The organism is Crossiella cryophila, from assembly GCF_014204915.1.
GTDB lineage: Bacteria > Actinomycetota > Actinomycetes > Mycobacteriales > Pseudonocardiaceae > Crossiella > Crossiella cryophila.
Genome location: NZ_JACHMH010000001.1, coordinates 7,057,831 through 7,077,084 on the forward strand (window position 1 = coordinate 7,057,831; position 19,254 = coordinate 7,077,084).

Annotated in this window: 14 protein-coding genes; 6 read left to right on the forward strand and 8 right to left on the reverse strand. The window is 72.8% G+C overall.

Annotated elements, in window-relative coordinates; genetic code table 11:
* Positions 1 to 34 precede the first annotated feature (34 nt).
* The 4 genes from HNR67_RS30760 (at position 35) to HNR67_RS30775 (ending at position 5,558) form a co-directional block, all read left to right on the forward strand.
* Entirely contained in the window at positions 35 to 1,030 is a 996-nt protein-coding gene (locus HNR67_RS30760; RefSeq protein WP_185005670.1) for a hypothetical protein, read from the forward strand.
* A gap of 153 nt (positions 1,031 to 1,183) precedes the next feature.
* A complete protein-coding gene (locus HNR67_RS30765) occupies positions 1,184 to 1,663 on the forward strand; it encodes a hypothetical protein (protein WP_185005671.1) in 480 nt (159 codons plus the stop codon).
* Positions 1,660 to 5,178 carry an ALF repeat-containing protein gene (locus tag HNR67_RS30770; RefSeq protein WP_185005672.1) on the forward strand — a complete coding sequence of 1,173 codons (3,519 nt, stop codon included), beginning with the start codon at positions 1,660 to 1,662 and terminating at the stop codon, positions 5,176 to 5,178. The genes HNR67_RS30765 and HNR67_RS30770 overlap by 4 nt, the downstream gene beginning before the upstream one ends.
* Positions 5,175 to 5,558 carry an SCO4402 family protein gene (locus tag HNR67_RS30775; RefSeq protein WP_185005673.1) on the forward strand — a complete coding sequence of 128 codons (384 nt, stop codon included), beginning with the start codon at positions 5,175 to 5,177 and terminating at the stop codon, positions 5,556 to 5,558. The genes HNR67_RS30770 and HNR67_RS30775 overlap by 4 nt, the downstream gene beginning before the upstream one ends.
* A gap of 46 nt (positions 5,559 to 5,604) precedes the next feature.
* On the opposite strand, the gene HNR67_RS30780 is transcribed toward HNR67_RS30775, so the two are convergent.
* Complete coding sequence (locus HNR67_RS30780) at positions 5,605 to 7,044, reverse strand: alpha/beta hydrolase (protein ID WP_185005674.1); 1,440 nt, start codon at positions 7,042 to 7,044, stop codon at positions 5,605 to 5,607.
* 57 nt (positions 7,045 to 7,101) lie between these two features.
* On the opposite strand from HNR67_RS30780, the gene HNR67_RS30785 reads away from it, so the two are divergent.
* On the forward strand, positions 7,102 to 8,190 hold the full coding sequence (locus tag HNR67_RS30785; RefSeq protein WP_185005675.1) for a winged helix DNA-binding domain-containing protein: 1,089 nt from the start codon (positions 7,102 to 7,104) through the stop codon (positions 8,188 to 8,190).
* A gap of 6 nt (positions 8,191 to 8,196) precedes the next feature.
* Here the strand turns inward: HNR67_RS30785 and HNR67_RS30790 are convergent, their stop codons facing one another.
* The 4 genes from HNR67_RS30790 to HNR67_RS30805 are packed head-to-tail and all read right to left on the reverse strand — an operon-like array spanning position 8,197 to position 11,895.
* Complete coding sequence (locus tag HNR67_RS30790) at positions 8,197 to 8,673, reverse strand: hypothetical protein (RefSeq protein WP_185005676.1); 477 nt, start codon at positions 8,671 to 8,673, stop codon at positions 8,197 to 8,199.
* Between the two features lie 56 nt (positions 8,674 to 8,729).
* A complete protein-coding gene (locus tag HNR67_RS30795; protein WP_185005677.1) occupies positions 8,730 to 9,503 on the reverse strand; it encodes an ABC transporter permease in 774 nt (257 codons plus the stop codon).
* Positions 9,503 to 10,420, reverse strand: coding sequence for an ABC transporter ATP-binding protein (locus HNR67_RS30800; RefSeq protein ID WP_185005678.1), 918 nt, complete (start codon positions 10,418 to 10,420; stop codon positions 9,503 to 9,505). The genes HNR67_RS30795 and HNR67_RS30800 overlap by 1 nt, the downstream gene beginning before the upstream one ends.
* Positions 10,417 to 11,895 carry an FAD-dependent oxidoreductase gene (locus tag HNR67_RS30805; RefSeq protein ID WP_185005679.1) on the reverse strand — a complete coding sequence of 493 codons (1,479 nt, stop codon included), beginning with the start codon at positions 11,893 to 11,895 and terminating at the stop codon, positions 10,417 to 10,419. Before HNR67_RS30805 ends, HNR67_RS30800 begins: the two co-directional genes overlap by 4 nt.
* Before the next feature lie 75 nt (positions 11,896 to 11,970).
* Here HNR67_RS30805 and HNR67_RS30810 point away from each other — a divergent pair, with 75 nt between their 5' ends.
* Entirely contained in the window at positions 11,971 to 12,672 is a 702-nt protein-coding gene (locus HNR67_RS30810) for a TetR family transcriptional regulator (RefSeq protein ID WP_185005680.1), read from the forward strand.
* Here the strand turns inward: HNR67_RS30810 and HNR67_RS30815 are convergent.
* From HNR67_RS30815 to HNR67_RS30825, 3 genes are all read right to left on the reverse strand, one after another.
* The gene (locus HNR67_RS30815; RefSeq protein ID WP_185005681.1) at positions 12,658 to 14,790 is read right to left on the reverse strand and encodes an ATP-binding protein; all 2,133 of its coding nucleotides are present in this window, start codon (positions 14,788 to 14,790) and stop codon (positions 12,658 to 12,660) included. The genes HNR67_RS30810 and HNR67_RS30815 overlap by 15 nt on opposite strands.
* Positions 14,787 to 17,600, reverse strand: a complete 2,814-nt coding sequence (locus HNR67_RS46440; protein ID WP_185005682.1) for a helix-turn-helix transcriptional regulator — start codon at positions 17,598 to 17,600, stop codon at positions 14,787 to 14,789. Before HNR67_RS46440 ends, HNR67_RS30815 begins: the two co-directional genes overlap by 4 nt.
* A 301-nt stretch (positions 17,601 to 17,901) precedes the next feature.
* Positions 17,902 to 19,164, reverse strand: coding sequence for a hypothetical protein (locus HNR67_RS30825; protein WP_185005683.1), 1,263 nt, complete (start codon positions 19,162 to 19,164; stop codon positions 17,902 to 17,904).
* Between the last annotated feature and the right edge of the window lie 90 nt (positions 19,165 to 19,254).

A 19,254-nucleotide genomic window follows, 5' to 3' on the forward strand; every position in this document is an offset into this window, starting at 1 on the left:
CTCGCCTGTCGTCAGCATCGAGGAGATCATCCGCATGCGCAGCACCTCCCTGTCCCGGCGCGCGCTCATCGCCTTCGCCGCGGCCACCGTCGTGACCAGCCTGCTCGCCCCCACCGCCGCCGCCGGTGCGGAGTGCACCTGGCAGGTCGAGAAGCTGCCCGTGCAAGACGGCATGGACTGGAGCAACCTCCGGCTCACCGGGGTGGACGCCCAGGGCAACGTCTCCGGCTTCTTCAGTCCGGAGCGCAAGAACCACACCCTGGTCCGCTGGACCGCCGACGGTATGGAGATCGTGCCGCGGCCCGAAGGCGTCGACGCCTTCGTCACCATCGCCGGGAACGCCTCCGGTGTGGTGATCGGCCGCGTGTACCGCCCCGGCGCCCCCACCGGCTCGATGACGCACACGCCCGGCGCCGGCTATCGGGAACTGCCGGACCCGGCCGGGTACGAGGTGCTGAGCGTGCTGGACATCAACGACCGGGGCGATGTGCTCGGCAAAGCGCAGCTGCCGGGCTCGCCGCTACAGCAGGCCGCCGTGGTGTGGCCTGCCGACGGCGGTGCTCCCCGGGTCATCGCCCCGGCCGAGGTGCGGTACCCGGAACCGGTGGCCATCGGCGAGGACGGCACCGTGCTGCTCGACTCCCACGACACGGCGTGGCTGTGGCGCGACGGCGTGCTCACCAAGCTGCCCGACCAGGGATCCTCGGTCGACCCGCGCGCGCTGACCAGGGACGGAGTGATCTTCCGCAGCCCCTACTCGCCGCGCGCCTCCTGGCTCTGGCGGGAGGCGACCGGGGCGCTGGAGAGGTTCTCGGTGGACGGTGCGGTCGAAGCGGTCAACACGGACGGGCTGGCCGCCGGGGTGCTCGACGACGGCAACTACACCGCCGCCGTATGGCAGGGCACCCGGTTCCTGGCCAAGCTCCCGCTGCTGCCCGGCAGCTACGAGAGCCGGCTGGGCGCGGTCGGCGCCGGTGGCGTGGTCGCCGGGACCTCCGGGCCGCAGCCGGTCCGCTGGGCCTGCCGCTGAACATCGCGGAGGGCGCGTAAACAAACTCGGCGTGACGTGTGTTGCGGACCCCTGGACGCGCTAACTGTTACATGCTGTAATTCCGGCCTGTCGGGGGTCTCGCACAGTCGTGCCGAGGCGAGTTGCTGTCACTGAGCCGTGGGGTTTCTTCTCGTGCGCCTTCGTTCTGTCCTGTCCGCGTCCCTGGTCGGCGTGTTCGCCGTGCTGACCTCCGGCCTGCCGGTCGCCGCCGCCGCTGATGAACCGCCGCCCCTGGAGGAGGAGTACGACTACCCCGGGGCGGACAAGATCTACCAGGAGAAGGGCATCCGGCTGAAGAAGGGCGACGGGAAGATCACCCTGACCGACTGCCCGCGTACCGGTGTCGAGGGTGTGCTGGCCGTGCAGCGGCGCACCGACGGATCGCCCAACCAGGCCGGTCAGTACTGCTTCAAGCTGACCGGGAACTCCGGGTTCATCACCATGGAGCTGCCCAAGGCCTACTTCGCCAAGGGCCTGTTCACCACCGATGTCGTGCTGCGCACCGCGACCGAGACCAAGACCGTGCGGCTCAACGCCCAGGACTGGACCCCGATCGGCGAGGGCACCGGCGGGCCGGACGCGACCCTGCTCGAGTTCCGGGTGACGGCATGAGGATCGCGTCCAGGCTGACCGCGGCCGCGCTGGCGGTCGCGGTGCTCACCGGGGTGGCGGGCGCGCCACTGGCGCCCGAGGCCGCCGCCGCGGCGCCGTTGCCGCCCACCGACCGGGCCAAGGCGTTGCAGTTCCTGCGTACCGGCGGGCCGGGCACGGCCAGGGCGGCCGAGGCCGCGTTGCTCGGTTCCGAGGCCGATGTCCGGGCCTTCCTCAGCACCGGGCAACCGGCCGCGACCGAGGAGGACGACCGGGTCCGGCTGGCCAAGCTGCTGGCCGCGAGCGGACGCGGTGTCCGCGAGGCGGGCAGCCGGGCCATGGGCGAGGGCATCACCAAGGTCAGGGAGTTCCTGGCCGGTGGCTGGGTGGCGCCCTCGCGGGAGGACCAGCGGGTCCGGATCGGCCAGCTGATGGCCGTCGGCGGGCGGGCGGTCAACGAGGCCGGGCAGCGGGCGCTGGCCGGTGACGACGCCGCCAGGCAGACCTTCCTGGCCACCGGGGTGCAGCGGGCCCAGGAGGAGGACGACCGGGTCAAGCTCGCCCAGATCATGGCCGCGGGCGGGCCGGAGGTGAAACGGACCGCGCAGGTCGCCATGGGCGGCGGGCTGCCGGAGATCCGGGACTACCTGGCCGTCGGCCAGCACATCGCGCGGGAACGCGATCAGGAGGCGCTGACCCTCACCCAGCTGGTGGCCGCGGCCAAGGAGGCGGGCGCGCTCGCGACCGCCGAGACCGAACTGGCCACCGAGGCATCCGATCAGGCGGTGCAGGCCGCCGAACTGGCCAAGGCCGCGGCCGAACTGGCGGCGAAGGAAACCGCTGCCGCCAAGGACTCCGCGACCGCGGCGTCCAACGCGGCGGGCCGGGCGGCGGACGCGGCCGGGCGGGCCGCGGTGGCCGCACGGACCGCGATCGGCGCCGCCGCCACCGCCAACCAGGCGGCCAGGGTGGCGGCCAATGCGGCCGCCCGCGCGGCGAGTGCGGCGGTACTGGCCAGCCAGGCCGCCTCGCGCGCCTACCAGGCTGCGGCCAACGCGGCCACCGACAGCGCCTCGGCGGGCCTGGCCCGCAAGGCGGCCGAGGACGCGGCCAAGGTCGCCCTCGAAGTGGACGCCGCGGTGGTCGCGGCGGACGCGGCAGGCCGGGCGGCGACCGCCTCAGGTCAGGCAGCGGCGGCGGCTGGCGGGGCTTCGGCCAACGCCGAACTGGCCGCGGCGGCCGCCGAGCAGGCGGCCGGACAGTCCAATGTGGCCGGTGCGGAGGCGGAGCGGGCCAGGCGGGCCGCGGCCACCGCGCGGGCGGCGGCGGGTGCGGCCAAGCGGGCCGCCAACGACGCCTCGACGCTGGCCTCGGATGCGGCGAAGGCGGCGTTCGCGGCCAAGGCGCACGCCGAGGACGCCGCGAGGCACGCCAGGGCGGCGGCCGCGGCGGCGGCCGATGCGGCCGAGCACGCCGGGGAGGCGGCCAACGCGGCCAGGAAGTCCAGCGAGCACGCGGGCAACGCGGTCAAGGCGGCCGAGACCGCGGCCAAGGCGGCCCAGTCCGCCGCGGACGTGGAGAAGACCGCGCGGGATGCCGAGCAGAACCGGCTCACCGCGGAGACCGAGGCCAAGAAGGCCGACGCCCGGCTGGCCAAGGAGGCCTGGCTCAACCGCAAGGAGTCCGAGGACTGGGCCAGCGTCGAGGGTAAGCGGACCGAGGCCGAGACCAAGCGCCTGCTGGCCGAGGCTTCGGCGCCCGGTGTCGAGCTGGCCGTGGTCGCGGCCAAGGGCCGACAGGCCGCCGCACACCTGACCCGCTCCGGTGGCGCCTGGACCAGGGCGTTCGCCTACAGCGCGCTGGGTGGCACCGAGTACGAGGTGCGCGAGTTCGTCACCAGGCAGCGCCAGCTGGCCGGTGAGCTGGATGACCGGTCCAGGGTCGAGTACCTCGCGATGAACGCGCCGAGGACCGCGCAGCGCACGGCCGCGGCCACCGCGCTGGGTGGCGATCACGTCGCGGTGCTGGACTTCGAGCGCACCAGGGCCTACCCGGGCAAGGAGGACGACGACCGGGTCGCGATCGGCGTGCTCATGCACAACGGCGGCTCGGCGATGAAGGACGCGGGCAACCGGGCGCTCAACGGCACCGACGCCGACCGCACCGAGTTCCTGTCGCGCGGTCAGCACGTCGCCGCCGAGCAGGACAACCGGATCCGGGTCGCCCAGCTGATGACCGCGGGCAAGGCGGAGGTCAAGGCGGCCGGTGCGATCGCACTGGAGGGCCCGCCGAGCATGCTGGTGGACTTCCTCCAGGTCGAGCACCTGCGGGCACAGCGCCGGGACCAGGACACCACCGCGCACGAGGCGCGGGTCAAGGGTTACGTCGCCGACGCGGCCCGGTTCGCCGCCACCGCCCAGGCCGACGCGGCCGAGGCGCAGCGGGTGGCCGCGGTGGCCAACAAGGCCGCGGAGGCGGCCGATGAGTACAAGCGCCAGGCCGCGGCGTCCGCGGCGCAGGCGCAGGGGCACGCCGACGACGCGGCGAAGTCCGCGCGGGACGCGGAGGCATCGGCGGCGCAGGCCGCGCAGTCGGCCAGGCAGGCCAGGGAGGCGGCGGCTTCGGCGCAGCGGGCCTCCTGGGCGGCGGACAGTTCGGCCGCTGCCGCCTCCACCTCGGCCGCGGCGGCCAAGGCATCGGCCGCTTCGGCCGCGGATTCGGCGGCCAGGGCACGGGCTTCGGCCGAGGAGGCCAACGAGCACGCCTCGGCCGCGGCCAAGGCGGCCAGCGACGCGCTGGACGCCGCGCTGGCCAAGGAGAAGGCGGCCAGCGGCAGCGGGATCAACGCCGATGAGGACGGGACGGACATCGGTCCGCCGCCGAGTCCGCATCAGGAGAAGTCCGACGCGATCACCGAGTTCCTGGCCGCGCACTGCACCGAGCACACCATCGAGTGCGCCCAGATCGACGGCAGGGCCAGGGACAAGGCGATGGTGGTCACCGTCGCCAAGGCCTGCCTGAAGAGCCCGCTGTGCCGGACCCGCGCGGACCTGGAGTGGCTGCTCAACACGCTGGCCACCAAGTACGAGCAGGAGATCAAGGAGGCTTTCGACAAGGGCCTGGACGCCGCGGAGGCGTTGAGCGACCTGGTCAACAAGAAGGTCTTCCGCGAGCTGAACGAGCGGGTCAGGGAGAACGCCCGCGACACGCCCCCGCTGGACGGCTGGCTGGACGCGCGGGCGCTGACCAAGGTGCCGGACCACTTCGGGCTGCCCGGCCCCAACAAGAAGGGTGTCGGACTCCGGTGGGTGGATGAGAAGAACCCCAAGGGCAACTTCATCCGCATCGACAAGGGCAACCCGAGCAGCGACTACCCGTCCCAGCGGGTCGACCACGTGCGCATCACCGACAATGGTCAACTCGTCAACCGGAAGGGGGAGAAGCTGCCACCGGGGACGAAGGTCAGCAGCGATGGTCTGGGCACCCACATCCCGCTTGAGGAGTGGTTGCAGTGGAAGGAATGGAACAAGAAGTGAGGCAGGTCAGGTTCCCTGGGCTGCGGTTCCAGGTGCTGGCCGCGGTGCGGGCACTGGCCGATCGCGAGTACCAGGAACGGGTGTGGCTCGACCTGAGCAACGTGGAAACGCTCGACGAGTGCGTGCACGTGCTCTTCGACGACACCGAGGTGCTGTCCGACCCGGCGTCCTCGGTCGGGGAGATCCTGCACGCCAACGAGGTCGAGCCGCTGCGGCAGGCCGGGCTGGTCTTCGACGCGCTGATCACCGACCTCGGTGACGTGCGCGACGAGGTCTACCTGGCCGATCCGCGCTGGCCCGGTGTGCTCGCCAAGGCCGAGGCGGCCTGGGCGGTCATGACGGCCAACGAGGCCGTGCTGCCGGTCGACCTTTCGGGCTGAGCATCGGGCGGTGGCGTGCTCCGGCGCGCCACCGCCCGTTCGCCGCTCAGCTCGGCGCGGCCGGGCAGCTCGCGGTCGGTGTGACCTGGTCGAGCAGGTACCGCTCGACCCCGGCCCGGACGCAGTCGGTGCGTGGATAGGCGGTGTGGCCCTGGCCTTCGTAGGTGAAGAGCACGGTCCGGTGCGGGGCCTGCCGGTGCAGTCCGACCGCCCAGGAGTAGCCGGTGGCGGGATCGTGTTCGGGGTTCACCAGCAGGATCGGGTCGCCGGGGGCGAGCTGGAGCGGGGCCGGTGGGTTGTTGGCCTTGGCGGGCCAGCCAATACAGCTCAGCGCGGCCTCCTGGGCCTCCGGGGAGTAGCGCAGGTGTGGGGCGGCCTGGCGCTGCGCGGTGACCAGACGCTGCCACTCAGCGAAGTTCGCGACCCTGGGCAGCCAGTCCTGGCAGAACACCGAGGGTCGCGGGTGTGCGCGCAGGGACTGCCTGGACTCCGCCGCTGCCACGGGATCGGCGGGGGTGCCGGGGCGCAGGGTGGCCAGCCAGCCGGCGAAGCGGGTCCACTCCACCCGGATGAAGGCCGCGTAGGCCTGGTTGATCAGGTAGTCCGGGGTGACGCCGGTGACGCCGTCGGACTCCACCAGCCTGCCCGCGTCGGCGGTGGTGATCAGCTCGGACCAGCGCGGCAGCACCGGGCGGCCGTGCAGGGCGCAGCGGGTATCCCGTTCGCACCACCGGGCGAACTCGGTCAGCGAGTCCTCGCCGTTGGCCGCGGCGGTGGTCAGGAAACGGGGCAGCGTAAGGCTGTGGTCCATGTTGCCGTCCAGGACCATGGCGCGGACCCGGTCGGGGTGGTGTTGCGCGTACTGGGCGCCGATCAGGGTGCCGTAGGAGGCGCCGAAGTAGTTGAGCCTGCGCTCCCCCAGTGCCGCGCGCAGGGCGTCCATGTCCCGCACCACGCTGAGCGTGTCGGCATGGTCGGCGATCGGCCCGGAGTGCCGGCGGCAGTCGGCCCGCAGGCGCTGGTTGTACGCGGCCAGCTGCTCGAACTCGGCCTGGTCGCGGGGTGCGTTCCGGGGTTCCTGGGCGAGGATCTCGTCCGAGCATTGGATCGGCTTGCTGCCCGCGACGCCGCGTGGGTCGAAGCCGATGATGTCGAAGCGGGCCAGCACATCCGGACCGAACAACCGGTTGGATCCGAGGGCGAGACTGACCCCGGAAGCACCTGGGCCACCGGGGTTGACCAGCAGCACGCCGATCCGGCGGGCCGGGTCGGTGGCGCGGCGGCGGGCCACGGCCAGCGGGAAGGTCTCCCCGCCGCGGGTCACCGGCAGGGTCAGGGTCGCGCAGTCGGCGGTGCGATCCCGTTCGCAGGGCTGCCAGCCAAGAACATTCGTGGCGCCCGCCGGGACCGCCGGTGTCAGTGCGGCGGCTAGGGTGAACACCAGGGCGGTGGACCGGAATCGCCTGCGGCTGCGAGGTGATCTCATGGTTCTCCATTGTGGACTCGGTGGGTCCGGACACGGTGCACGCCACGGCGGTGCCCGATGACCGTGCTGACCAACCGGGCGCTCAACCGGGCCGCCCTGGCCCGGCAGCTGCTGCTCGACCGCGCCGACCTGCCGGTGCTGGACGCCGTCACGCACCTCGGCGGATTGCAGGCCCAGGAACCCCAGGAGCCCTTCATCGGGCTGTGGTCGCGGCTGCACGCCTTCGCTCCCGCGATGCTCGACGACCTACTGACCGGTCGGCAGGTGCTGCGCACCCACCTGATGCGCGGCACCGTGCACCTGATGACCACCGCGGACCCCCTGGCCTGGCGGTCCCGGCACAACGCCATGCTGCGCCAGCGCATGCTCGGGGTCTACCGCGCCGACCTGGCCGAGGTGGACCTGGACGAACTCGCCGCCGCGGGCCGGGCGGTGCTGGCCGACGGCGAACCCCGCGCCAGGCCCGATCTGGCCAGGGCGCTGCTGGACCGCTGGCCGTCTGCTGGTCACCGGGCCCTCGGCGAAATGCTGGTCACCGCCCTGCTGCCGATGGTGCAGATCCCGCCGCGCGGGTTGTGGCGGGCCAAGGGCGGCGCGCGCAACGTGTTGCTCGCCGACTGGGTGGGCCGGGAGATCGACCCGCTGGACGAGGATCCCACCGACCCGGTCGGTCAGGACCTGCTCCGCCGCTACCTGGCCGCCTTCGGCCCCGCCGCCCCCGCCGACCTGCGGGCCTGGAGCGGGCTGGCCGGACTGCCGGCCGCGGTGGCCGCCCTCCGCCCGGAGCTGATCAGCTTCCGGGACGAACGGGGCCGGGAACTCCTGGACCTGCCCGAGGCCCCGCGCCCCGACGCCGACACCCCGGCCCCGGTGCGCTTCCTGCCCGCCTTCGACAACGCGATCCTCGGCTACCAGGACCGCACCCGGATCATCGACGACGAACACCGCAACCTGTCCGTGGCCGGTGAACGCGTGGTCCTTGTCGACGGCCGGGTCGCCGCGACCTGGAAATCCGTCGAGGGCACCGTGCTCGTCACCCCGCTGGGCAAGCTGGCCAAGGCGGACCGGACCGCGGTCGCCACGGAGGCCGAGCAGGTCGCGTTGTTCCTCTCCGACAAGGAAAGCAGCCGGGTGAAGTTCGGCTGAACCAGCTCAGCCGGTGCTGGGCAGCCACTGCTCGGTGGAGCGGTGGCGGCCCAGCCCGACCGCGGCGAACTCGTCGTGGTGTTCGCCCTTGACCACCCCGAGGTGCCGCAACGCCTGGGAGATCGGGCTGCCCAGCGGTCCCGACTCCTCCTTCTCGGCCAGGTGCACCGGACCGAGGACCACCTGCCCGCCGTCCCACACCTGCGCGGTCTGCGTGCCCGCCCCGCCGAAGATCTCGGCCTCGACGAAGGCCACCGGCCCCAGTGCCGAACACGCGGCCAGCGCCGCGCCGAAGCCGAGCGGAGCCCGCCAGAACACGGCGAGTTCAGCGGCTCCGGGGATGGTCGCCGCCTTGATGAACTCATAGGACACGGGCAGCAGGAACAGGTCCTGGCCAAGGGGCACGGCGTGCGCCTCCGCGACCGGGCCAACGAGTGCCAGGAGCACGGGTTCCACGGCGATGGCCGCGCGCAGGGTGTACATGTCGCCATTCTCGGCTGGCTGCCGAGGACGGCCGCGAGCGGGGGCGGCGCTGAGCCCTAGGCGTCGCGGTGCCGCAACCGCAGGGCCGCCACCGTCACCGCGGCCGCCACCCACCCGGTGAACACCAGCGCGCCGGTGACCGGGGTCAGCAGCGCCGGGTCCTGCACGCTGTGCGTGAACGCCTCGATCGCCTTGGCAGGCAGGAACTTCAGCACGGTTTCCTGCCAGGACAGCGGCAGCAGGTCACCGACGTTGGGCAGCAGGAACACCACCGCGATCACCGCGGTCACCCCGGCGGCGGTGCCGCGCAGGATGGTGCCGAGGGCCACGCCGAGCACCCCGATCCCGGCCAGTGCGGCCGCGGTGCCGATCACCCCGCGCAGTGCGCCCGGATCGGTCAGTGCCGTGGTGGCGCCGCCGTTGGCGGTCAGCACCGCCATCCCGGCCAGGAAGGCGGCGGCACTGGCCAGCAGCATCACCGGGAACACCGCCAGCAGCACCGCGGTGATCTTGGCGAAGAGCACCGGCAGCCGGGCGGGCACCGCGGTGAAGACCACCCGGACCAGCCCGGTGGCGTACTCGGTGCTGACCAGCAGCACCCCCAGCACGCCGATGCCGAGCCCGGCGAACTCGGCGCCGCTGAGCACGCTGGCCACCGGATCGCGTTCCACCTTGGCCATCTGCATGGTGCTGCGGATGGAGAGCAGCAGCACCGCGGAGAACATCGCGACCACCGCGTTGAGCAGGCAGACCGCGCTGGAGCGCACGCTGATCAGCTTGATCCACTCCCCGCGCAGCACCCCGGCCGCGGTGAGTCCGGTCGTGCTCATCAGGCCGCCTTCGCGGTCGAGGTGCCCTGGTACTGCACGGCATCCGCGGTCAGCTCCAGGTACGCCTCCTCCAGCGATGCCTGCTGCGCGCTCAGCTCGAACAGCGGGATGCCGAACTGCGCCGCGCGCCTGCCGATCTCGGCCGCGCCCAGCCCGGTCACCTGCAGCACTCCGTTGCCCTGCGGGGTGATCACGACGCCGGGGCCGTGCAGCAGCGCGGCCAGCTCCCCCGGCCGCGGCGTGCCTGCCAGGACACCGCGGGCCGCCGAGGCGACCAGTTCGGCCACCGGCAGGTCGGCCACCAGCCTGCCCCGGCCCATGATGATCAGGTGGTCGGCGGTGAGCGCCATCTCGCTCATCAGGTGCGAGGAGACGAACACCGTGCGACCCTCGGCGGCCAGATCGCGCAGCAGGTGCCGGATCCACCGGATGCCGTCCGGGTCCAGACCGTTGACCGGCTCGTCCAGCAGCAGCGTGTGCGGTTCGCCGAGCAGTGCGGCGGCGATGCCCAGGCGCTGGCCCATGCCGAGGGAGAACTCGCCGGTGCGCCGCCGGGCGACCTCGGCCAGCCCCACCAGCTCCAGCACCGCGTCCACCCTGGCCGCCCGGATGCCGTGGGTGGCGCCGAGCGCCAGGAGGTGGTCCCTGGCCGAGCGGCCGGGGTGGGTGGCGCGGGCATCCAGCAGCACGCCGACCTCCCGCAGCGGCGCGGACTGGGTCCGGTAGGCACGCCCGTTGACGGTGGCCGCGCCCGCGGTCGGGGTGTCCAGGCCGACGATCATCCGCATGGTGGTGGACTTCCCGGCGCCGTTGGGGCCGAGGAAACCGGTGACCACGCCGGGCCGGACGGTGAAGCTGAGCCGGTCCACCGCGGTGGTCTGGCCGTAGCGCTTGACCAGGTCGGTCACCTCGATCATCGGGTGCTCCCCTGGGTGACGCGGTCGCCGGTGAACACGATCGACATCATCGGCGCCTTGGCACTGCCGGTCATGGTGTCCCCGTCCAGGGAGGCGATGCAGGTGAACCGCATCGGGAACGGCGCGGTGAGCCGGGCGGTGAAGCGCAGCGCGCCGTCGCGCAGGGTGCCGTTCTCGATCGGCACGCCGTCCAGGGTGCCGGTGGGTTCGGTGGTGCTGGTGTCGAGCACCAGCGCGAACTTCCGTTCCCCGCTTGGGGTGCGGAAGCGCAGTACCCAGGTGACCGCCACCGGGTGGCGGCGGCGGTACTCGGCCGCGGCGGCCAGCGCGTGCTGGTGCTCGGCCAGGGTGTCCGGGATGTCGGCCGGGTCGAACTCCTTGGTGGCGAAGAACCGGTCCATCGCGTCGTTGGCGCCGAGGGCGTGTTCGCCGCCGCGGGCCAGCATCACCTTCTCGTAGCGCTGGATCGCGCTGTCCACAGTGGACTCCTCGGCCAGTGCGCGGGCGAGTTCGGCGCCGTCGAGCATGGCCAGGTTCACCCCGAAGCCACCCCACGGGGTCATCAGGTGCGCGGCGTCGCCCAGCAGGGTCACCCCTGGCCGGTGGGTCCAGGTGAGCGGGGCGGGCAGGGCGTGGATGGGGCGGTTGACGAACTCGCCCTCGTTGTCGGTGATGAACGGCAACAGATCCGCGGACCAGTCCGCGAACTCGTCACACAGGAACCCTTGCACCGCAGCACGATCGGCCAGGTCGATGCCGGCCTTGGCGGCCCAGTCCAGGTCGGTGCGCAGGGCGACGTACCCACGGACGTGCCCGTTGCTGTTGCGCTGTCCGATGATCGCCCGTCCGGCGTTGTCGTTGGCGAACATGTGCCCGTCGCCGACCAGCTTGGCGATCCGCGGATGCCGCCGGTCCACCTCGTCGAAACGAACCTCCACAAAGGACACCCCGCGGTAGACCGGGGTGGCCGGGCTCAGCAGCGGGCGGACCCGGGACCAGGCCCCGTCCGCGCCGACCAGCAGGTCGGTTTCCACGACGGCGCCGTTGCCGAACTCCAGGCGGCGCCTGCCCGCGCCGAGGGAGGTGGCGGTGTGCAGTTTGTGGCCCCAGCGCACGGTTCCCGGCGCGAGACTGGCGGCGAGCATGCCCCGGAGCTGGCCGCGGTCGATCTCGGTGGCGGCCTCGTCCTGCTCCTCGGGCACGAAGCCGGCCAGCACGGTGCCGTGCTGGTCCAGCCGGGTCTTGGCCTGTCCCTCGGGCCGGGCCAGCGCCCGGAACTCGGCCAGCAGACCGGCGTCCTCCAGGGCGATCTGCCCGGAGTCGGCCTTGAGGTCCAGGGTGCCGCCGGCGTCCCTGGCGTACGGGTCGGCGTCGGTGTCGTACACCGCGACCTCGATGCCGCGCCGTTGCAGCACCCGGGCGCACAGCAGTCCACCGGGCCCCGCGCCGATGATCGCGATCCGTGTCTTGGCCATGGCCAGCCTCCTAGTTTCAGTAGCTATAAAATTACCGTAGCAGAAAAAATGCTGGGGCTGGACTATGCTGGGGTCATGGAGGCGCGAACGGTGAACTGGACGGCGCTGCGCGGCCCGGCGGATCAGGCCCCCGCCGCCGAGGGACTGCGTGAGCGCAAGAAGCGGCAGATGCGCCAGCAGCTGTCCGACACCGCGACGATGATGTTCATGGAGCGCGGTTTCGAGGCCGTCCGGGTCACCGAGATCGCCGAGGCATGCGGGGTCTCGGAGAAGACCGTCTTCAACTACTTCCCCACCAAGGAATCCCTGGTCCTGGACCGCTGGGAGACCACAACCGCCTCCCTGCGCACCGCCCTGGCCGACCGCGCGACCACGCCGGTCGAGGCGGTGCGCCGGATCCTGGCCAGCGAACTCGACGACCTGCTCTCCTGGCTGGCAGCCCAGGCCGATCCGGCGGAGACCCGGGTCCAGGTGCGCCGTTTCTTCGCACTGGCCGGGGCCACTCCAGCGCTGCGCGCGCACCAGCGGGACGAGCTGGACAAGGTGGTCACGGTGGCCGCGGAGATCCTGGCCGAGCGCTCCGGACTGGCCGCCACCGACCCGGAACCGCTGATCGCGGCCACCGCGCTGCTGGGGCTGTGGGAGGTGCACCACCGCGCGCTGCGGCGGTGTCTCGACGGCGAGCAGCCGCCCGCGGAGATCCGGGCGCTGGTGACCGAGGAGGTGGGGCGCGCGGCGCGGGTGGTCGAGTCGGGCGTCAGCTCACTGCCCGGCTAGGGCTTCCAGCTCCCGCAGGCGTTGCTTGAGGGCGTGCGCGCGCTGGTCGCCGAACTCCTCGAAGATGGCCAGCGCGCTCCGCCAGCACTCCAGCGCCACGACGGCCTCGCCGAGGTGCCGCAACGACTCGCCAAGGGTGTCCAGGATGGCGGCGTGGTAGCGCGGGTCGCCGAGGCAGGGCTCGACGACCAGGGCGCGCTTGCACAGCTTCGCCGCCTCGCGGTGTTCACCGGCGCCCTGCCTGGCCCTGGCCAGCGCGTGCATCAGGTATGCCTCGGCCTCGCGGTTGCCATCCGCCGGCAGTAGGGACAGGCTGCGTTCGGCGTGCGCCCGCGCCTGGTCGTACTCCCCCAGCCCGTGGTGCACCGCGCTGAGGTGGTACTCGATGAAGCTCTCCAGGTGTCCGCGCAGGGCGCCCGAACTCAGCGGCAGCGCGGCCCGCAGGTGCTCCCGGGCCTGGAGGTACCGCCCCTGCTCGACGCATACCGAACCGAGGTGGCACAACGCCATCGCCAGCAGCACCGGATCGCCCAGTTCCTCGGCCAGGGTCAGCGCGGCTTGGAACACCTCGGCGGCCTCCACCCACTGGACCAGGCCCCGGTGCGTCTGCCCGAGGTGTTGCAGCAGGTGCCATTCGGCGGTCCGGTCGCCGAGTTCGCTGGCAGCGGCCAGGCCGAGGCGGCACACCTCGATGCCGTCCTCCCAGCGTCCACGCAGCAGCAGCGCGGGCACCGAGGTGGTCGCCAGGCGGACCACGATCCCGGACAGGCCGTGCTCGGCGGCGGCTCGCACGCCCGGGACCGTGTTGACCAGTTCGTCCTCGGCCCAGGCCCAGGCCTGCTCGGCCCCGGCGAAGGTGATCTCCGGGCCGACTCCGGTCTCGGCTCCCGCCACCGCGTGCCAGTCGGCCATGTCGGGACTGACCGCACGGAAGGCCAGTTCGCCGTGGTGGGCGTACCAGCCCAGCAGATCCCGGCGGGCCTGGTCGCGGTCGGCCGGGGAATCGTCCAGGTCGGCGCGTTCGGCGGCGTAGGCCCGCAGCAGGTCGTGCAGCCGGTAGCGGTCCCGCCGCATGGGTTCGACCAGGTGGCCCTCGGCGAGCACGTCGAGCAGCCGCTGGGCCGTGGGCAGATCCAGGCCCGCGAGCACGGCGGCGGCGTGCAGGCTGATCTCCGGCCCCGGGTGCAGGCCAAGCCGGCGGAACACCCTGGCCTGGTCGTCGGTGAGCCGGTGGTAGGACCAGCCGAAGACGGTGCGCACCGCGGTGCGGGCGTCGGCAGGGACGCTCAGCGCGTCCAGCCGGTCCGGATCACTGCCCAGTTCGGCGACCAGTTCGGCGAGGGTGCGGTAGGGCCGGGTGGTGGCGAGTCCGGCGGCCACCCGCAGCGCCAGCGGCAGCCGGGCGCACTGGGCGATCAGGGCGAGCACCGCCCGCGGTTCGGCCTCGGCTCTGTGCCCCAGCATCGCCCACACCAGCGCCACCGCCTCCGGTTCGGTGAGCAGGCCCAGCCTGATCCGGACGGCGCCCTCACCGGCCACCAGCCCGCCCAGCCCGGCCCGGCTGGTCACCAGCACCACGCAGCCCGACCCGCCGGGCAGCAACGGCCGCACCTGGTCGGCGGTGTCGGCGTTGTCCAGCACGATCAGCACCCGGCGATCGGCCAGCAGCGTCCGGTACTGCCCGGCCCGCGCCGTCAGCCCCGGCGGGATCCGGCTCGGCAACAGCCCCAGTCCGCCGAGGAACTCGCCGAGCACCTGGGTGGGCGAGGCCGGTTTGCCCGGCCCGTAGCCACGCAGGTCGGCGTAGAGCGTGCCGTCGGGAAAGCGGTCCTGGACGCGGTGCGCCCAGCGCAGGGCCAGCGCGGTCTTGCCAACGCCCGCAGGCCCGTCCACCGCGGCGATCACCGACGGGTCACTCGCGCTTGGCAGTAGCGCGTCGAGTGCGGCGAGTTGCTCGGTCCGGCCGGTGAAATCCGGCGCCACCCAGGGCAGTTGGCGCGGCACCGGCAACGGCCCCTCCGCCGCGTTCAGCGACAGGTGTCCGATCGACCCGGCCTGCACCAGCGGACCGTGCACCTCGCCGCTGGTGTCGTTGTGCGTGCCTGACGGCTCACTCATCTGCCCAACTCTGGCAGTGGCGGACCCACTTGAGCAGGGATGTCTGGAGCAGTTCGCGGGGTGAGCCGGTCGCGCAGTTCGCGCCGGTTGGCCACGCCGAGTTTGAGGAAGATGTTGGCCAGGTGGTACTCCACGGTCTTCGCGGTGACGTAGAGCTGGGCGGCGATCTCCCGGTTGGTGTGGTTGAGCCGCACCAGATGCGCCACCTGCCCCTCCCGCCTGGACAGTCCGGGCACCGCGGTCCCGGTCCGCGGCGCGGCACTGGGCGCGTGCTGTTCCAGCAGGGCGGCGGTGCGTTGCTCGAACGGGGTGGCGCGCAGTTCGGCGAACCGCTCGCGGGCGCTGGTCAGGTAGGGCACCGCCCTGGCGACCTGTCCGTTCCCGGCCAGCCACCGCCCGTGCCCGGCCTCCAGCAACGCCTGACCGAAGGACCGCCGGGGCGCGCGGGCGTCCAGTGCGTCGATCTGCTCCGCCGCACCTGACTGCCCGCCATCGAGGGCCAGGTCCAGGCGCAGCAGGGTGGGTGCGAGGTAGTCGACCCCGGCGGCCAAGGCGCGCAACGTGTTCAGCGCCTCGGTGGCCTCGGCGTGGGCTCCGGTCCCGGTCAGCGCCTCCACCAGCAGCGGCCGCCACCACAGTTCCCACCAGCTGTAGGCGCCCTCGCCGGGCGCAGGCTGGTCCCGGCGGAGGGCGCGCAGGGCGGTGAGCATGTCCGCCGGGCGGTCCTGGGCCTGGTGCAGGGTGGCCTCGGCGATGGCCGCGTAACAGCGGTCCTGTCTGGTGCCCAGCCGGTGCGCGTGCGCCCAGGCCGCGCGCACGTGCGCGGCGGCGGTGGCCCACTCGCCGCGTCCGGCCGGGACCAGTGCGGCGATCATCTGCCGGAGCACGTGGTGGTGTTGCTGTTCGTCCGGATCGGCCAGTGACAACGCCTGGTGCACCAGGATCGAGGCGTCGTCCCAGTCGCCGCGGACGTAGTTGATCGCGGCCAGGTAGGAGTGCGGGGTGGCGCTGGAGAGGGTGTACACCCCGGCGCGGTGCAGGCGGGCGGCCTCGCGCAGGTCCGGTTCGGCCTCGGCGAAGCGGCCGAGCATGGTGCGCAGCGCGCCGCGGCAGGCCAGTGAGTCCAGGCGTTCCGGCGGCACCCGGGCCGGATCGGTTGGCAGGTCGGCGAATTCGGCCAGTCCGCCGCGCAGGCCGTCCAGCCGGGACCGGGACACCACGAGCAGCACCCGGACGAAATCGGCCAGCCGCACCGGCAATCCGCCCAGCCGCAGGGCCAGCCGGGCCGCGTCGATGGCCGCCTGGTTGGCCCCGTTCCAGGTGTGCGCGCCGGCCAGACCCGCCGCGGTCACCGACCGGACCCAGCCGTCGTCGGTGCACCGGTCCATCGCCTCGGTGAGGTGCCGGAGGGCACCGGCCAGATCGCCTTGCGCGAACACCGCCACCAGCCCCAAAGCCAGTGACCGCAACGCACTCGGCGCGCACCGGTCGGCCTCGGCGCGCAGGGCGAGCGCGGAGCGGCGTTCCGGGCCGAACAGGGTCTGCACGCAGCAGGTGAGCAGCCGCCGCTCGTAGTCGGCCCGCCCGCCGGAGAGTTCCGCCGCCCAGCGCAGATAGCGGGCGGCCAGCAGGTGCTGCCCGAGGGTGGCGGCCACCGCGGCGGCGGCGTCCAGTTCCTCGGCCAGGGTGGGATCGGCGGCGGTGGTGGCGGCGACCCGGTGCGCCCAGCCGCTGACCGGATCGGTCACCTCGGCCGCCCGCCGGTGCAGGGCCACCCGCCGCTGTACCGGGATCAGGTCGTAGATGGCTTCCCGTTGCAGGCCATGGGTGATCCGGAACAGCCGGGAGGGCTGCCGGGCGGTCTGGCTGAGCAGTCCGGAGACCAGTCCTGGTCCGATGGCCGTGGCCGCGTCCTCGATCCCGGCCACCCCGGCCGCCCGTGCGAGGGGGCTGTCCTCGTCCAGCACGGCCAGTGCCGCCAGCAGCGCGCGGGTTGGTTCGGGCAGCCGGTCCAGCATCGCGCGCACCGCGGTGACCAGCGAACTGGGCACCGGCAACGGCAACTGCTCGTCGTCGAGCACATCCGGCGGCAGTTCGTGCAGCAAAGTCCTGATGTGCAAGGGATTCCCGCCCGCGTGCGCGCACAGCCGCTCGGCCGCGCCACCGGGCAGCGCCTGCCCGCGCAGGGCCAGCGAGAGCGCGCCGACCTCGGCGCCGGTGAGTCCGCCCAGTTCGAGGGTGACCGCGGCCGGGATGCCGCGTTCCAGTTGGTGCAGCGCGTTCTCCGGGTCGTACTCGGCCCGCCCGCGCCGGATCAGCACGGTGAGCACCTGGTCCGCGCCCATCCGGCGGAGCAGGAACCCGAAGGCGCGGGCCGAGGCCGGATCGGCCCAGTGCACATCGTCGACGACCAGCGCGACCGGCCGGTCCGCCTGCAACACCGAGAGCACCGCGAGCAGTTCCGCGCCGACCGCGAACGGACTCGCCCCGGCCGGGACGGCCCCGGCCAGCACCGGCGCGGACCGCCGCAGGGCCGGATCCACCCGGCGCAGCAACTGTTCGACGAGTCCGAAGGCCAGCACCGACTCGGCCGGATCGGCGGTGGCGTCCAGCACGGTGAACTCCGGCGCCTCCGGACCGGCCAGTGCGCGCCGGACCAGGGTGGTCTTGCCGATCCCGGCCGGGCCGACCACCCAGACCGTCTGCGGCCGCCCGGCAGGCACCCGGTCGAAGACCTCGAACAGCCGGGCCAGTTCGCCGTCCCGGCCGCAGAACACCGGGCCGGCGGCGGCCTCCACCCAGTCCTGCACCGCGCCCACCCCCCGTGCCGATTCGGGTCAACGGAGATCGCGCGCCAGCGCCGGACATTGTCCGGAGAACCAACCGTTTTCGCACTTCAACGCACCTGTGAAGGCAACCTCCGAATTCAAAAGTAGCGGTCGGCCAGACCTGCGGACAAGCACAAAGCACGGCACGAAAGGGTTGTCGAACAGCCCAGGAACGACCACTCGAACAGAGCAGGAGAACCTGCCGGGAAGGCACCCAGCGCGACCACCCGCGAGCTGCTCCCGGCAAGGCCACCGGGACGTCCTATTGACCGCCCCGAAAAGCTCAGTGCACCCCGGCCTTGAAGGTCTCCAGCAGCCGCTTGACCATCTCGACCACGTAGGTGGCCCACTCGACGTACCGGCCGAGCAGGGTGTCCAGCTGGATCTCGCCCACCCGGCTCCAGTTGAGCAGCCTGAGCACCTGCCGCATGTCCTCGGTCAGGGTGGGCGCGGTCTCGCTGCGCCGGAGCTGGTCGGTCTTCAGCGTGGCCAGGTCGAGCGCGATGGCCATGGTGCGCAGGGTGGTGGTCAGATCGCGGGGCAACTCGCCCAGCGCCGTCTTGTGCCGGGACAGCAGGATGAGCACATCGTGCGCTGAGCCGTCGGTGGCGGCGGTCCGCCAGTCCGAGATCGCCGGGAAACTCAGCACGCTCAACGCGAGCGCGCACAACCCGTGCAGCTCCGGCAGTCGCTCGTGCGGCACCCGGTCGGCCGCCCAGCCCCGGAACCGGTCCACCCAGGCCCTGGTCAGTTCCACCGGCTGGGACCTCAGCAGCGCCGGATCCGCCCGCCGGGCGCTCGCCGCCCGCAACCCCGCCTGCGCGGTGATGAAGGTGTGGATCACGTTGTTGGTCAGCAGGATCGCCTGGGTGGGCGGGGACAGCGACTGGAATCGGCTGTACAGCTCAGGATTCTCCACGTAGACGTCCGGATCGGTCAGCGTCCGGCGGAACCGCTTGAGGTCCTCGATGTAGCGGTAGCCGTCCGCGTCCAGGGCGGAGCCGTCGTGCTGGGGGTTCCGGGTGCCCGGCGACCGTCTGCTGCTGCTCACTCCCCGGCAGTTGAGCAGCAGCAGCCGGAGGTCGGGCACCTGGTTGAACAGGCCCCGGCAGTCCTGGTGGTGGACTCCGGCGCTGAGGCGTTGCGCCAGGCATTCCGCCGGGGTGGTGCACAGGTAGGTCTCGTCGGTGACGAAGTAGACCTTGGCCGCGGTCGAGTCGGTCACCGCCTGCAGCCTGCGGGCCAGCGATTCGTCGTCGACCTGCTTGCTCAGCCGGTAGTTCGGCATCTCCTCGGGTTCGCTGATCGGCGCGAGGTGCGCGGACAGCGCGCTCAGCGTCAGCGCGGTGAGCGCGTTGTGCCCTTCCAGGGTGTAGAAACCGACCTCTCTGCCGACCGGGCAGAAGGTGGTGGCGCCGGTCGGGTCCGAGCCGTGCGCGATCACGAACGCCGAGCCCTCGGCGTTGGCGTCGTGCTTGCCGAGGTACCGCGCGACCCGGACCCATTGCGGTAGCTGGTCTTCCTGACTGGTCGCATCCACTTCCATGGCCGTGCTCCGTTCTCGTGTGCCGGCTTGCCGATCCGATCGTGGCCGCAGCGCGGTGGCCAGTACGGGCAGCGCCGGGGTCCGGTGGGG

Bases quoted from the DNA above. Each gene is read 5' to 3' on its own strand.
- HNR67_RS30785 (WP_185005675.1), top strand. From the start codon at position 7,102: ATGACCGTGCTGACCAACCGGGCGCTCAACCGGGCCGCCCTGGCCCGG.
- HNR67_RS30780 (WP_185005674.1), bottom strand. From the start codon at position 7,044: ATGAGATCACCTCGCAGCCGCAGGCGATTCCGGTCCACCGCCCTGGTG.
- HNR67_RS30805 (WP_185005679.1), bottom strand. From the start codon at position 11,895: ATGGCCAAGACACGGATCGCGATCATCGGCGCGGGGCCCGGTGGACTG.
- HNR67_RS30800 (WP_185005678.1), bottom strand. From the start codon at position 10,420: ATGATCGAGGTGACCGACCTGGTCAAGCGCTACGGCCAGACCACCGCG.
- HNR67_RS30815 (WP_185005681.1), bottom strand. From the start codon at position 14,790: ATGAGTGAGCCGTCAGGCACGCACAACGACACCAGCGGCGAGGTGCAC.
- HNR67_RS30810 (WP_185005680.1), top strand. From the start codon at position 11,971: ATGGAGGCGCGAACGGTGAACTGGACGGCGCTGCGCGGCCCGGCGGAT.
- HNR67_RS30795 (WP_185005677.1), bottom strand. From the start codon at position 9,503: ATGAGCACGACCGGACTCACCGCGGCCGGGGTGCTGCGCGGGGAGTGG.
- HNR67_RS30760 (WP_185005670.1), top strand. From the start codon at position 35: ATGCGCAGCACCTCCCTGTCCCGGCGCGCGCTCATCGCCTTCGCCGCG.
- HNR67_RS30770 (WP_185005672.1), top strand. From the start codon at position 1,660: ATGAGGATCGCGTCCAGGCTGACCGCGGCCGCGCTGGCGGTCGCGGTG.
- HNR67_RS30825 (WP_185005683.1), bottom strand. From the start codon at position 19,164: ATGGAAGTGGATGCGACCAGTCAGGAAGACCAGCTACCGCAATGGGTC.
- HNR67_RS30790 (WP_185005676.1), bottom strand. From the start codon at position 8,673: ATGTACACCCTGCGCGCGGCCATCGCCGTGGAACCCGTGCTCCTGGCA.